The organism is Komagataeibacter sp. NFXK3 (assembly GCF_054182245.1).
This window is the reverse complement of record NZ_JAPIVJ010000028.1, coordinates 1-13,479: the sequence shown is the minus strand read 5'-3', so window position 1 is coordinate 13,479 and position 13,479 is coordinate 1. Positions and strand designations below refer to the sequence as shown.

The 13,479-nt window shown below is 57.3% G+C and carries 9 protein-coding genes and 1 tRNA gene; 6 read left to right on the top strand and 4 right to left on the bottom strand.

What is annotated here, in order from left to right:
- Nucleotides 1-80: 80 nt before the first annotated feature.
- Nucleotides 81-157, top strand: a tRNA-Met gene (locus OQZ28_RS16145).
- A gap of 174 nt (nucleotides 158-331) precedes the next feature.
- On the opposite strand, the gene OQZ28_RS16140 is transcribed toward OQZ28_RS16145, so the two are convergent.
- The 3 genes from OQZ28_RS16140 to OQZ28_RS16130 are packed head-to-tail and all read right to left on the bottom strand — an operon-like array spanning nucleotide 332 to nucleotide 5,734.
- Nucleotides 332-3,505 (bottom strand): error-prone DNA polymerase, encoded by a 3,174-nt coding sequence (locus OQZ28_RS16140; RefSeq protein ID WP_052280029.1) that lies wholly within the window; start codon nucleotides 3,503-3,505, stop codon nucleotides 332-334.
- Nucleotides 3,502-5,055 carry a DNA polymerase Y family protein gene (locus tag OQZ28_RS16135; protein WP_242407817.1) on the bottom strand — a complete coding sequence of 518 codons (1,554 nt, stop codon included), beginning with the start codon at nucleotides 5,053-5,055 and terminating at the stop codon, nucleotides 3,502-3,504. Before OQZ28_RS16135 ends, OQZ28_RS16140 begins: the two co-directional genes overlap by 4 nt.
- The gene (locus OQZ28_RS16130; RefSeq protein ID WP_039735939.1) at nucleotides 4,940-5,734 is read right to left on the bottom strand and encodes an ImuA family protein; all 795 of its coding nucleotides are present in this window, start codon (nucleotides 5,732-5,734) and stop codon (nucleotides 4,940-4,942) included. The genes OQZ28_RS16135 and OQZ28_RS16130 overlap by 116 nt, the downstream gene beginning before the upstream one ends.
- Before the next feature lie 283 nt (nucleotides 5,735-6,017).
- Here OQZ28_RS16130 and OQZ28_RS16125 point away from each other — a divergent pair, with 283 nt between their 5' ends.
- From OQZ28_RS16125 to OQZ28_RS16105, 5 genes are all read left to right on the top strand, one after another.
- On the top strand, nucleotides 6,018-6,779 hold the full coding sequence (locus tag OQZ28_RS16125; RefSeq protein WP_052280030.1) for a YoaK family protein: 762 nt from the start codon (nucleotides 6,018-6,020) through the stop codon (nucleotides 6,777-6,779).
- Nucleotides 6,779-7,426 carry an SOS response-associated peptidase gene (locus OQZ28_RS16120; protein WP_039735940.1) on the top strand — a complete coding sequence of 216 codons (648 nt, stop codon included), beginning with the start codon at nucleotides 6,779-6,781 and terminating at the stop codon, nucleotides 7,424-7,426. Before OQZ28_RS16125 ends, OQZ28_RS16120 begins: the two co-directional genes overlap by 1 nt.
- Before the next feature lie 125 nt (nucleotides 7,427-7,551).
- A complete protein-coding gene (locus OQZ28_RS16115) occupies nucleotides 7,552-9,297 on the top strand; it encodes an oleate hydratase (RefSeq protein WP_039735942.1) in 1,746 nt (581 codons plus the stop codon).
- 232 nt (nucleotides 9,298-9,529) lie between these two features.
- Complete coding sequence (locus OQZ28_RS16110) at nucleotides 9,530-11,281, top strand: ATP-dependent nuclease (RefSeq protein ID WP_458136633.1); 1,752 nt, start codon at nucleotides 9,530-9,532, stop codon at nucleotides 11,279-11,281.
- Nucleotides 11,278-13,023 (top strand): UvrD-helicase domain-containing protein, encoded by a 1,746-nt coding sequence (locus OQZ28_RS16105; RefSeq protein WP_039735943.1) that lies wholly within the window; start codon nucleotides 11,278-11,280, stop codon nucleotides 13,021-13,023. The genes OQZ28_RS16110 and OQZ28_RS16105 overlap by 4 nt, the downstream gene beginning before the upstream one ends.
- 120 nt (nucleotides 13,024-13,143) lie before the next feature.
- Here OQZ28_RS16105 and OQZ28_RS16100 read toward each other — a convergent pair.
- Nucleotides 13,144-13,479, bottom strand: a 336-nt coding sequence (locus OQZ28_RS16100; protein WP_458136632.1) for a GIY-YIG nuclease family protein, incomplete at its 5' end; no start/stop codon positions are given.

The window sequence follows — 13,479 nt, the reverse complement described above, 5'->3', positions numbered from 1 at the left end:
AAACCCCCAGCGCCCATGATACTGTGCCTTAAGGCACGGGAAAGTCGGTCGCCGCCAGGTCTTCCAGTCTCCCCTACAATCGCGGGGTGGAGCAGCCCGGTAGCTCGTCAGGCTCATAACCTGAAGGTCATAGGTTCAAATCCTATCCCCGCAACCAAAATTAAGCGTCTGAAAAGACAGAAGAAAAGCCACCTAATCGGGTGGCTTTTTTTGTGCCCGGAATCTCCCGCAGGATGCGTATAGGATGCAACTGGGAGTGAAACTCCAGCGTAGGTTGGGCTCATAACGAGGCTTTTCACGATGGCGTGAGGTTTATCGGTAGCCTTATTGATCAGTGGAAATTACGCGATCTGACGACGATACGCTCACCGGCGGAATCGCTGTCATGAGTGGTCTCAGTAGAGGAGCGATTACCTACGTCCGCGAGCAGGCCGGAAAGGTCAGAGATATCCTTCGCGATCAGATGTATGACCTCGCCTTCCTTCTGGAGCATGCCTGTCACGGCCAGCATCTGCCCACCAAGCACCACACGCCGGTTCACATCGAACATGTCCGGCCAGATGATGACGTTCATGTTGGCCGTCTCGTCCTCCAGCGTCATGAACACCACGCCCTCGGCTGAGCCAGGGCGCTGCCGGACCAGCACCAGCCCCGCCACGGTGAGACGCTTCCCATCCTTTGCCGCCAGTGCCTGCCGACAGGAGATGATGTCCCTGGTCTGAAGATCCTCGCGTAGGAAAGTCAGCGGATGATCCCGCAGGGTCAGGCCAAGCCGGTTATAATCGCGCACCACTTCCGCCCCGTCGCGCATGGGCTGGAGCAGCACATCCGGCTCCTCTGCTTCCCGTATCACCTGCGCTGCCGCAAATAGCGGCAGAGGTTCATCGCGCAGTGCCTTGATTGCCCATAGCGCCTCGCGGCGTGCCAGCCCGAGCCAAGGACGGAACGCGTCGGCCTCAGCCAGATGGGTCAGGGGTGCCGCTTTCACGCCAGCCCGACGCCACAGATCATCGATCGAGGCAAATGGGCGCGAGGCTCGTGCGGCAACAATCCGGGCCGCATCGTCGTTGGCCAGTCCTTTCACCAGACTCATGCCCAGCCGAACGGCAAATCGGCCATCGGGCTTTTCCGGCCCTTCCAGCGTGCTGTCCCAGCGTGAGGCATTCACACAGACAGGCCGGACCTCCACGCCGTGCTTCCGCGCATCACGGACAAGCTGCGCCGGCGCATAAAACCCCATCGGCTGGGAATTCAGGAGCGAGGCCAGAAACACGTCCGGATGGGTGCATTTCATCCACGACGATGAATAGGCCAGAATGGCGAAACTGGCCGCGTGGCTCTCGGGAAATCCGTAAGAACCGAAGCCTTCCAACTGCTGGTAGATCCGCTCGGCGAATTCCTCATCATAACCGTTGCCGCGCATACCTTCGATCAGTCGTGTCTGAAACTGCGAGACGGTACCGGTATTCTTGAACGTCGCCATGGCCCGACGCAACTGATCGGCCTCGGCGGCGGTAAAGCCAGCGCAGATCATGGCGACCTGCATCGCCTGTTCCTGAAACAACGGGATCCCGAGAGTCTTTTTCAGAACCTTTTCCAGTTCCGGGGTGGGATAGTTTTCCGGTTCGATCCCTTCACGCCTTCGGAGATAGGGATGGACCATATCGCCCTGTATGGGGCCGGGACGCACGATCGCCACTTCAATGACGAGATCATAGAACACACGCGGTTTGAGCCGTGGCAGCATGGACATCTGGGCGCGGGATTCAATCTGGAACACGCCGATCGTATCGGCCTTCCTGATCATGGCATAGGTGCGCGGATCTTCGGCCGGGAGGGTCTGGAGCGTGAAGGGCTGGCCCTTGTGTTCCACCAGCAGGTCCAGCCCCTTTTTCATGCAGGTCAGCATGCCGAGTGCCAGAATATCGACCTTCATGAATTTCAGGACGTCGATATCATCCTTGTCCCATTCAATGATCTGACGGGCTTCCATCGAAGCAGGTTCGATCGGCACCAGTTCGTCCAGCCGATCATGCGTCAGCACAAAACCACCGGGGTGCTGCGACAGATGGCGGGGCATCCCGATCAGGCAACGTGCCAGGGCGAGCGTCAGGCGGATGCGCCGGTCGGACAGATCAATGCCGGTGTCATTGAGGGCGTCGTCGTCCAGCTTGCGTCCCCAGCCATGAATCTGACCCGAGAGGGTTCGGATCAGGTCTTCCGGCAGACCCATGACCTTGCCGACATCCCGCAAGGCCCCTTTGGCGCGATAACGGATCACCACCGCCGTCAGTGCCGCCCGGTCACGGCCGTAATGGTCATAGACCCACTGAATGACCTGTTCACGTCGCGCGTGCTCGAAATCGACGTCGATATCCGGCGGCTCGCCGCGCTCTTCAGAGACGAAGCGTTCGAACAGCAGGGAGTTGCGGGCCGGATCGATGGCGGTGATGCCGAGTACATAACAGACTGCGGAATTGGCCGCCGAGCCACGGCCCTGACAGAGAATGTCCTGGGAGCGGGCATAGCGGACGATGCTGTTCACGGTCAGGAAATACGGTGCGTAGTTCATCCGCCCGATCAGGCCGAGTTCATGGTGGAGCGTTTCCGCCACGTCATCCGGTACGCCATCCGGATAGACGGAACGGGCGCCCTCCCAGGTCAGCGCCTCCAGCGCCTGCTGGGGTGTCCGGCCGGGCACGGACACCTCATCGGGATACTGATAGCCCAGATCATCAAGTGAGAAGCGGCAGCGCTCCACAATGTCCATGGTCCGGGCCACCGCTTCTGGATAGCGCACGAACAGCCTGGCCATTTCCTGAGGCGGTTTGAGATAGCGGTCGGCATGACGTTCGCGGACAAAGCCTGCCTCATCGATGGTGGTGTTGTGGCGGATGCAGGTCACGACGTCCTGCAGGATGCGGCGGTCATGGGTGTGAAACAGCGCGTCGTTGGTTACAACGGTTGGCACACGTGCCTGATGCGCCAGGTTCGCCAGTTCATAAAGCCGCATCTGGTCATTGGGACGGCGCAGCAGGGTGAGCGCCATGTAGGCGCGATCGGCAAAAGCCTCTTTCAGTTTGCGAAGATGCAGGGCGTAGGCATCATCCGCCGTGTCCGGGATCATGACGACGATCTGGCCTTCACCCCAGGCGACAAGATCCTCCCAGAGCAGATGGCATTTCCCCTTGCCGGCTCGGGCCTTGCCTATGGTGAGCAGACGGCAAAGGCGTCCGTAAGCCGCGCGGTCGGTTGGATAGACCAGTACCGGCGGGAAATCGACCAGATCGAGACGACAGCCGACGACCAGCCGGACGCCGGTAGCCTTCGCGGCTCCGTATGCCTGCACCATACCCGCCAGGGAATTGCGGTCGCAGATGCCCAGCGCCTCAATGCCAAGCGTTTTTGCCTGTTCGAACAGTTCGATCGGCGAGGAGGCGCCACGCAGAAACGAGAAATAGGTCGTGACCTGCAGTTCGGCGTAGCGTGGCGCCGAGCTGTTCATCCGAAGATCCCATGCAGGAACCAGCCCTGCGAGCCGGTCTCGCCGTGCTCGCCATCGCCCGCCCGGTAAAGCCAGAAGCGCTCGCCGCTGGTGTCCTCCACCCGGAAGTAATCCCGGGCGATAGTCAGTTCGGCATCATTCTTCCACCATTCGCCAAAGACACGCTCCGGCCCGTCGGCGCATTTCACTTTCCGTCGCACGCCCCGCCAGATGAAGAACAGCGGTGGCTGATCCGGCAGTTCCGCCATGGCCTGCACGGGTTCGGGCCGCGCCAGCAGGCGTGTCGGACGCGGCCAGTGCTCAGGCCAGTCCTTTGCCTCCTCGGGGGCCAGAGCGGGCACCCGGCAGAAAGAGCGTTCGGGCAGGTCGCTTTCCACCGGGGCAAAGCGATAGAGCGCCTGCGTGCCGACACGGTTGGCCAGCGTGTCGATCAGGTCGGACACATCGGCCTCTTGCTCGGCGATCAGGGAAGAGACCGTCTGCCGCCGGTCCATGGGTTCCGCCAGGGAGGCGATCAGCACCATGCGCTCAATGCCGAACCCTGGATCAATGTTTTCGATCTTCTCGCATAGCAACCGGGTCAGGCGTTTTATGTCCCGCACCGGCATGGCCGTGGCCACCCGGATCGCCTCGGTGCGGCTGTCCACGCGATGCAGCAGCAGGTCGAGACGGCGCACGCCCTGTCCACGTTCGTCCAGCCCCTGGCAGAGCAGCGGCACCAGCCTGCCGATATATTTGGCGATGGTCTCGGCCGTGCCGATGGGTTCGGCGAAGTTCCGGCTGACCTCCATCGGATCGACAGGGCGGACTGGCACGATGGCCTCCCCCATGCGGCCAAAAGCCTGATCCAGTCTGCGGGCGATATCGGGACCGAACCGCAAGGCCAGAGGGGCGCGAGGCATGGCGGCCAGCGGCCCGATGCGGGACACACCCAGCGTGGCCAGTCCGTCGATGATCGTGTCTGGCAGACGCAGTGCTTCAACCGGGAGATCGGCCAGAGCAGAGGCTGTTCCGCCTGAGGGCACAACGGCAATCGGTGCCCGACTATAGCGGGCGATGGCGTGCGCAGCGCCCCACGTGTCCGCCACCACAGCTTTTGCCCGAAAGCCGGCGCCCGCCATGCGATGAACCATGTCCTTGAGCATGGGGAGTTCACCGCCATGCAGGTGATCCGCCCCCGTCGTGTCCAGGACCAGACCGTCCGGCGCATCGACGGCCACGATGGGCGCGATCCGGTGCTGAAACCACAAGGCAAGTTTTTCCAGTCCAAGACGGTCGCCCTCGGGATCGGCGTCCATCAACACCAGATCGGGATACAGCGCCTGGGCCTTGGCGACTGGTGTGCCGGGACGCAGCCCCAGCTTGCGGGCGGCCAGATCGACCGACAAGACAACTCGTCGTCGTCCTTCACGCCCGGCCAGTGCGAGCGGCACTTCAGGCGCTGGCGCGTCTTTGCCCAGCCGCTTCCTGATCCGATCCGTCGGCCACAACGGCAGGTAAAGAGAGACGATCCGCGATCGGACTGCATGGAGTGAGCCTTCCTTTGGCATCACAGGCCTCCACTTCAAAATCGGCACATTCGCCCGCACGGGCGCGGATCAGTTCCAGCAGCCAGCGCGGTCTTCCGACGCCGGGAACCGGTAAAGGCACGGATGGCAGGACTGAGACCCGCCATCGGGTCACACTGGCAGTCGGCTGGCCAAAATCCGCGGCATCCGTCTGCCGTCGCCAGCGCCGGATGGCAATGCCCAGGGAGCCGGACGTCTCGGCCGCCAGCTGCAAACGACGTGAGGCCGTCATGGACAGACGCGCCACCTCGGCCACAACGGCCCCAAGGCCGCCATGCCGCAGCCCCTCCTCAAAACAGGCCAGCACATCGACGTCCGATCCCGCCTCGACATAGATGGTCCGCCGTGCCGACAGACCGACCTGTTTCAGGGAAGGGGCGAACACATCCTGGCGGGTGACGATCCACAGCACCTTGCCACGCGTGCGCGCGGCAATGCCGGCGCAGAACTGACCGGCGGCGGCACTGTGCAGGGCGTCATTCCCGCCGCCCGCCACCTCGTGCAGAGCGCCCAGCGCCAGACCGCCGCCGGGCAGACGCGCATCGATCTCGCGCACGCCAAAGGGCATTACCTTTCTGCGTCGGTCGCTATGCCCTTCGAGACGGCTGATCGCAGCCCGCAGGGCCTCCAAGCCGGGTTTTTTCTGGGTTTCAGCAGTCATTTCACGGCTCGACGTTCCTTGCGCAGGCAAATTTCCTGATTATATGTTCCTGATTTGTTCCGTTAACCTGTCAGCGTCAACATTTATCTGTAGGGAGACCACCCCTTTTCAGCATGTGGAAATCCACAATCCCTAGAGATATCTTCCTAAGAAATTGAAAGCAGGAAATTTTGTCGGAAAGGGGACGGACTGTTACCATCCTGCTCATAAAAAAGATCGCTGTCCGGGGGAAGCCGATGAACACGGAGTCTCCTCATGTGCTCAGTCAGGATGGGAGGCACAGGTGCTTGTTCACGAAGGGGCGGGGCGTAACGCCAGTATCGACAGGCGTCTGGGCTGCTCGCTGGCGGCCATTGCCGGTGCTGTGAACGCCGCTGGTTTTCTGGCCGTGGGCTATTATTCGGCCAACATGACTGGCAATGTCTCAGCACTAGCGAGCGGCCTGCATGAAGGCCATCTGGAACTGGTCCTGTCCTGCTGTGGTCTTATACTGGCCTTTGTCGCTGGCGCGGTAATGTCGGTGCTGCTGGTCAATGCAGGTCGTCGCCGTCATCTGCCGTCGATCTACGCACGGAGCATCCTTCTGGAAGCCTGCCTGCTCGGGCTTCTGGGGGCTGTGGATCTTCTGTTTTCGGCCCAGCCACGGGATCCGGTGCTGGCCTACGGGCTGAGTTTTCTCATGGGCCTCCAGAACGCCACGGTCACACGTATTTCCGGGGCGCGTGTCCGCACCACCCATATGACGGGAATGCTCACCGATGTGGGGCTGGAACTGGCGGACTGGCTGGAGAGCTTTTTCCATCCAGTTGACCCGGCCCGGCGGACCGGTACGCGCGAGCGCCTGGGGCTGCATGCCGCCATCGTGCTGTCCTTCACGCTGGGCGGCGTGTCCGGCGCCTTTCTGTATGGCTGGTGGTCTGCTCTGTTTCTTCTAGCTCTGGCGGGGCTTCTGGCCTGTCTTGCCCTGCCGGGCGCGCTGTCGCATGAGCCTATGGCGGAACATGAACCGTCGTCGGTTCAGGCTTACGGGGAGAAGCATCCCTGATGTGCAATCTCTATGCCATGACGTCGAACCAGAAAGCGATCCGGGAGATTGCAATGGTTCTCGATGATCTGACGGGCAATCTCCAGCCTCTGCCGGAGATATACCCGAATACAATGGCCCCGATCGTGCGGAACGGCGGAAACGGTCGTGAACTGGTCATGGCACGCTGGGGCCTGCCGACACCGCCCGGGTACCTGAAGGGACACAGGGTCGACCGGGGTGTAACTAACATCCGCAATCCGTCCTCGACATGGTGGAAACGCTGGGAGGGCGTGCAACATCGTTGTCTGGTGCCATTGACAGCGTTCTACGAGCCGGAGCGTCTGCCCGACGGGACATCACGACCGGTGTGGTTTGCGCGGAATGATGGAGAACCGCTGGCCTTCTTTGCCGGGATATGGTGTCGATGGACGTCTGTGCGCAAACTGGCGGACGGCGAGACGACGGATGATCTGTTCGGTTTTTTGACCACGGACGCCAATCGGGAGGTGGGCGCGATCCATCCGAAAGCCATGCCTGTAATCCTGACCCAATCGAATGAGCTGGAGCGCTGGATGACGGCACCGGCAGCGGAGGCTCTGGAACTTCAGCGACCGCTTCCTGATGGGGTCTTGTGTCGGGTGCAGGCCCCGGTTCCGGCTGACTGAGAAAGGGGATCATCCTGTCCTGTTCGTGGCGTTTGATACATCGCAACGACAGATCGGCTTATCGGGTGTTGTGTGGCTGAAGAGGTTTCCCGCCATCAGCCTTTTCCACAAAAAGGACATACGCCATGAGATATGCTCACAGCAATTACGAGGCTTTTGTTCACCCTCCAGCACCGCAGGGTATGGAAGGGCGGTCAGCATGGATCGTGGGCGGTGGACTGGCGGGCATGGCGGCGGCGGCGTTCCTCATCCGGGATGCGGGCATGACGCCTTCAGCCATCACCATTCTTGAGGCCTCGGACAACGACGGTGGCGCGCTGGACGGAGCGGGGAATGCGGAGACCGGCTGGCTGATCCGTGGCGGTCGGGAAATGGAAGAGCAGTTCCTGTGTCTGTGGGATCTGTACCGTTCCATTCCCTCTCTGGAAATTCCCGATGCTTCAGTGCTGGATGAAGTCTGGCAGGTCAATCAGGCCGATCCGTCCACAAGTCCGGTCCGCGCCATGTGCAACCGTGGGCAGCCCCTCGCCGATCGTGACAGGCTGACACTCACGGGAAAGGCGCGGCGCGAGATTATTGCCCTCATTCTGACCGATGAGGATGAGTTGGCGGGGAAGACGATCGCGGATGTGCTGTCCGGCGATTTCATGGCGTCGAACTTCTGGCTGTTCTGGCGGTCGATGTTTGCGTTCGAGACCTGGCACAGCGCTATTGAGATGAAGCGTTACCTCGCACGGTTCGTGCATCAGATTCTCGGTTTGAAGGATCTGCATACGCTGAAGTTCACCCGATATAACCAGCAGGAATCCCTCAGCCAACCACTGGCCACATGGCTTGCTGATCAGGGCGTCGTGTTCCGTCATGGTGTGAAGGTGACGAATGTTGTCGTTGATGTTTCGGGCAGCAGGAAGATTGCGACCCATCTCGACTGGCTGGAAAATGGCGCGTCCGCCGGTGTTGACCTGGGGCCGGCAGAGCTGGTGTTCGTGACCAACGGTTCCATGGTGGAGAATTCACGCTGGGGCGACCATCATACACCCGCGTCGATTGAAACGACCATCGGAGAGGGGAGCGTCTGGCAGCTCTGGCGCAACCTCGCCGCGCAGGATGCTGGTTTTGGTAACCCGGATATTTTCTGTGGCGATACAAAAAAATCCCGCTGGCTGTCGGCAACCGTTACGACCCGGGATGCGCGGATTCCGGAGCTTGTAAAGCGGATTACGGGGCGTGATCCGTATTCGGGGAAAATCATCACGGGTGGTCCGGTCACGATCGCGGATTCATCCTGGCTGATGAGTTGGGTGGTCAGCCGTCAGCCCCATTTCAAGGGGCAGCCCGAAGGCCAGATGGTGGCCTGGCTCTATGGTCTGTTCAGTGACGTGCCTGGCGATTACGTGAAAAAGCCCATGCAGGACTGCACGGGGGAGGAAATCACCCGTGAGTGGCTGTTCCATATGGGCGTGCCGGTGGATCAGATCGACGATATGGCAGCGACAGGGGCGACGACGCGTCCGTGCATGATGCCGTTCATCACGGCGCAGTTCATGCCGCGTGCACCGGCGGACAGGCCGAACGTGGTGCCGCACGGGAGTGTCAATCTCGCCTTCCTCGGGCAGTTCGCCGAGACGCCACGCGATACGGTTTTCACCACGGAATATTCCGTCCGCACGGCGATGGAGGCGGTCTATACGCTGTGCGGCGTCAGGCGGGCCGTGCCGGAAGTGTCGGGCGGCATTTTCGATGTCCGGATGCTGCTACAGGCGGCAGCGGAACTGCGGGACGGAGAGAAAGTGCCAGCATCCGGGCTGATCCGGCACCTGACACAGGGAATCGAGATTGACGATCTTCTGGAGCGCTACGGGCTGGTATAATTTTATTGTCAAAAGCCGAGGCGTAATTACTGCTCTCTTCTAGCTACGGTAGAAACAAGCGCCATTCTGAGTTGATGCACAAAAGTAATATAGAAGTTTGCGCGACTTTAGGAGGGAGGGCTCGGAAGAGAGAAGTGTTCCGGCGCAGAACATTGGCACTCACGCAAGAAAGGTCGGTATTTTTCTGACTACCGCATGACCGGAGGTTGGGGTAGAAAAGATGTGACGATAAATGATTTGGACACGGAATGTGTTTTTAGCACAATTAACCATTAAAGATTTCCGACGTATTAAAGAGGCAACCTTATTGTTTCAGCCCGGCCTCAATATCATTGTTGGGCCAAATAATATTGGGAAAACTGCTGTAGTAGATGCCTTGCGAGCATTACTTGCTGGGGCCGACGACCCGTATCCACGTTTTAGTAGTGACGACATTCACCTACCTGTAGAAGGCACAATTTCTGACGAGATTCGCTTTGAATATATTTTCAAAGATTTAAGCCTCGATGAAGAGGCTGAATTCATGCATGCTCTCCGTGAGAATGCCGATGGCAAAATCGAGGCGATCATAGGAGTAACCTATGGTGATGCCGATAAATCGGGGCGTTTGAAACCTCGCCGCTGGTGCGGAGATTTTGACGAAACATCGATGACATCGTCAATGCTTGAAAATTTGCGGAGTGTCTATCTTCAGCCATTACGTGACGCTGAACAGGGTCTTCGACCGAGCCGTAATAGCCAACTTTCTCGTCTTCTCCATCTACTCTCAGACGAACCTGGGCGAACCGAAATTGCAACTGCCCTAAAAACACTTGACGACACGCTCAAGACGCAGAAGCCAATCCAAGATACTTATGACGCGATTTCCGGTCGGCATCTGACTATGTTAGGTAAGGTGTTGGCGCAGAAAATTGACGTGGGGCTTACGGGTACTGATTTCGGTAAATTGGCCGCCCGCCTATCGCTCGTCGTTAACAATTTCGACCTCGAACGAAACGGCCTCGGCTATAATAATCTTATCTTTATGGCTGTAGTATTGAGCGAACTAGCAAAAAATCCGGATGCAGCATTTCGCAGCTTAATTATTGAAGAGCCTGAAGCACATTTACATCCGCAGCTTCAGGCAGTTTTACTGAGATATTTATCAAGCTTGGATAAGGACGATGCAGGCGAGAATCTAGTTCAAGTATTCGTCACGAGCCATTCTCCAAATTTCGCTAGTATTGCCGATATTGAGTCCGTTGTCTGCTTGGTCGATGCAGGTACCAATTGTGCTGCAGTATTCCATCCGCGTTTGGTAAATTTTGAAAAGGGCAAACGTGATAAGCTTGCGCGTTATCTGGATGTTACACGGGCGGAACTGTTCTTTGCCAGACGTGCGTTATTTGTCGAAGGCGCAGCCGAATTGTTACTGGTCAACGTCCTTGCTCAATGCCACAAACATGACTTGAGAAATCATGGAGTCAGTCTGATTAGCGTTGAAGGATTGAACTTCGACTGCTTTATGCCGCTGTTCGGTGAAAACGCAATACCGATCAGAGTAGCGGTAATCACAGATGCAGATCCGAGCACTACAGTCGACGAGAAGACAGTGGCGCTCTATCCGGCGGCATTTGATACTGTCGACCCTTCGGACACGACTAAATGCATGCTCAAACTACAAGATGATCTCGTGCGTGTATTCCATGGGCAAAAAACATTTGAATATGATCTTGCCCTGATCCCAAAAAACCGGCCGATCATGTTGAAAGCACTTACAGATATTCATCCACAGATCGGAAAAACCCTTAAAGAAAAAGTCGACGCCTCAGTAGGGGACCAAGCAAAAGCTGAGGCGCTATTTCGCGGGATGTTCGAACGTGAGAGTACGAATGTGTCCAAAGGAAAATTCGCTCAAGCGTTAGCTGCCCAGATTCAGGAAAATCGCCTAGAGTTTGAGGCACCTAGTTATATCCTCCAGGCAATCGAGCACGTCTGCAGATGACGGATGCGCTTTCATCTGAGCAGCGCAAGATTGTTAATCTTCCGCTCATTCCGATCACGGTTACGGCCTGTGCCGGCAGTGGTAAAACAAAAACAGCTGTCCATCGCCTCGCAGCGATGCGACAGATGTATGACGGTTCTGGTTTGGTCGCACTTCTATCGTTTTCGAATGTAGCAGTTGACACGTTCAGAAAGGAATATTCGGCGTTATCACGGCGGTTGCCTACCATCGGCCGATCTTCATCTGTCGAGATTGATACAATAGACGGCTTCATAACGAGCAATGTTTTGCGACCACATGGTCACAGAGTGATGAAATGTGATCGAATACCATACCTTGTCGAAGGTCACGAGGGATTCCTAGCCAGATTTAAAGTCTATGATGGCAAAATCTCGCGATCAACAGCAAGCATTGACATCACCAGTGATGGTAAAGGATTCCGTTATACAATTGGGCGAGGCGCTAAAGTAATCCCAGAAAATCGGGCGGAAGCCGCTCTAACCAAATTGGCTGCGGTTGGTGCCTATACCCACTCATCAGGTCGTTACTGGGTGTTACGCACCTTACGCGAAAAATCATTTGTTCTAAGAGCTTTAGCCCGGCGTTACCCTCACATACTCATCGACGAAGCTCAGGATATCGGCCCAGAACATCAAGCGTTTCTTCAGCTTTTGATTGATGCCGGATCGCAGATATCTCTAATTGGTGATCCCAACCAAGCTATCTACGAGTTTGCTCATGCTAATGGCACCTTTTTGCGAGACTATGGCACTCGACCGGGCGTGAGCGCTTATAATCTGACGGTAAATTACCGATCGCTGCCTGCCATTGTAGATGTCGCCAATCATTTAACTCAGCGCAATGACACAGCAGCCCGTAAAGCAGCTAAAGATCAAGCAGCTACCTACTATATGCCGTTCAAGGAAACGGAGCGAGATCATGCTCTAACATCGTTTCGAAGTCTTATGGAGACTGCTACCATTAGGCCAGCACAGGGTGTTGTCTTATGCCGATCAAAATCCCTAGCTGACAAATGGGCCGGCGAACTCGACGGCCAAGGTATTGGGGTCGTAAGATGGTTTGCTGATGCGGCAATCAGTCGTGACTTGAAAAAAAATTATTATCAATCCTTTGTTCAGGTATGCCAAGGTATAGTTGGACTTCTTTCAGATAAGCATGGTTCTATAGTTACGTATATTGTTCGTCCGACTGATAATCATATGCGTAGCGTAAGAAAAATTATCTGGTTATTTATGCGTGACGCGGCGACTGGACTTCCACCGGCGACGCTTGTCGCTAATAACGAATGGCATCACTTACTTAGCACCCGAGTTCAGGCACTCATTGCAATCCTCGTTACGAATTTTGGATTTGAAGCAGCACAAAATCTTGGCCGCAGGCTCGCCAAGACGAAGCTTGAGGCTCGTCCCTTGATTGCGATGCCTAGCCTTACAGCCGCTATCGATATGATTTTTCGTACCTCGACCGTACATAAGGTTAAGGGCGAAAGTTTAGAGGCTGTTCTCTATGTGGCGCAAAAGGGGCACGTTCGGGCATTGTTAGACGGCACCAGCACTGAAGAAGGCCGGATCGGCTATGTTGCCCTAACACGAGCAAGAAATCTCTTCGTTCTTGGCGTACCCGACAGCTGTGTCGCGGAATTCGAGGCTGAACTTCACGCGGCAGGCCTGCAGAGGGTCGGATTCAGAGAACAGCCCATCGAACCGCTTAGCGAAAGTTAAGCAGGCAGGCGGGTTCCGCCCTCATCGCGGACTTACAGGAGGTTTGGGGAGTTTCCCAAAAGCGGACGCGAGGATGCCCGCTTCTGGCTTCGGAAGATCCAAACAGGCCACCTGCAGACCTCAAATTTTTACTATTTGCTGCGTCACAGCATCGTAACGGAAAAGGTGGAGTTTTCCCTCTTCGATCAGCTTGGCTGCCTGCCCCACATGTTCGGGAAGAACATAAAACCACTCTTTCGGTGATACCTTCTTACCAAACCGGTCGACGATGAACAGTTCGGCTGGCCGCGCCGTCATAAAAAAACGATGCAACAGATCCTCAACCTTATGGCGAGACAGGTTTTTCAGGCTGTAGGTCGCCACAATCTCTACCGGTGCAAGCAGGAAGGTTGGGTCATTCCGGGCATCCGCCACCCGGCGGGCAACGTCCTGACTGGTGACACCAATCTTGTGCAG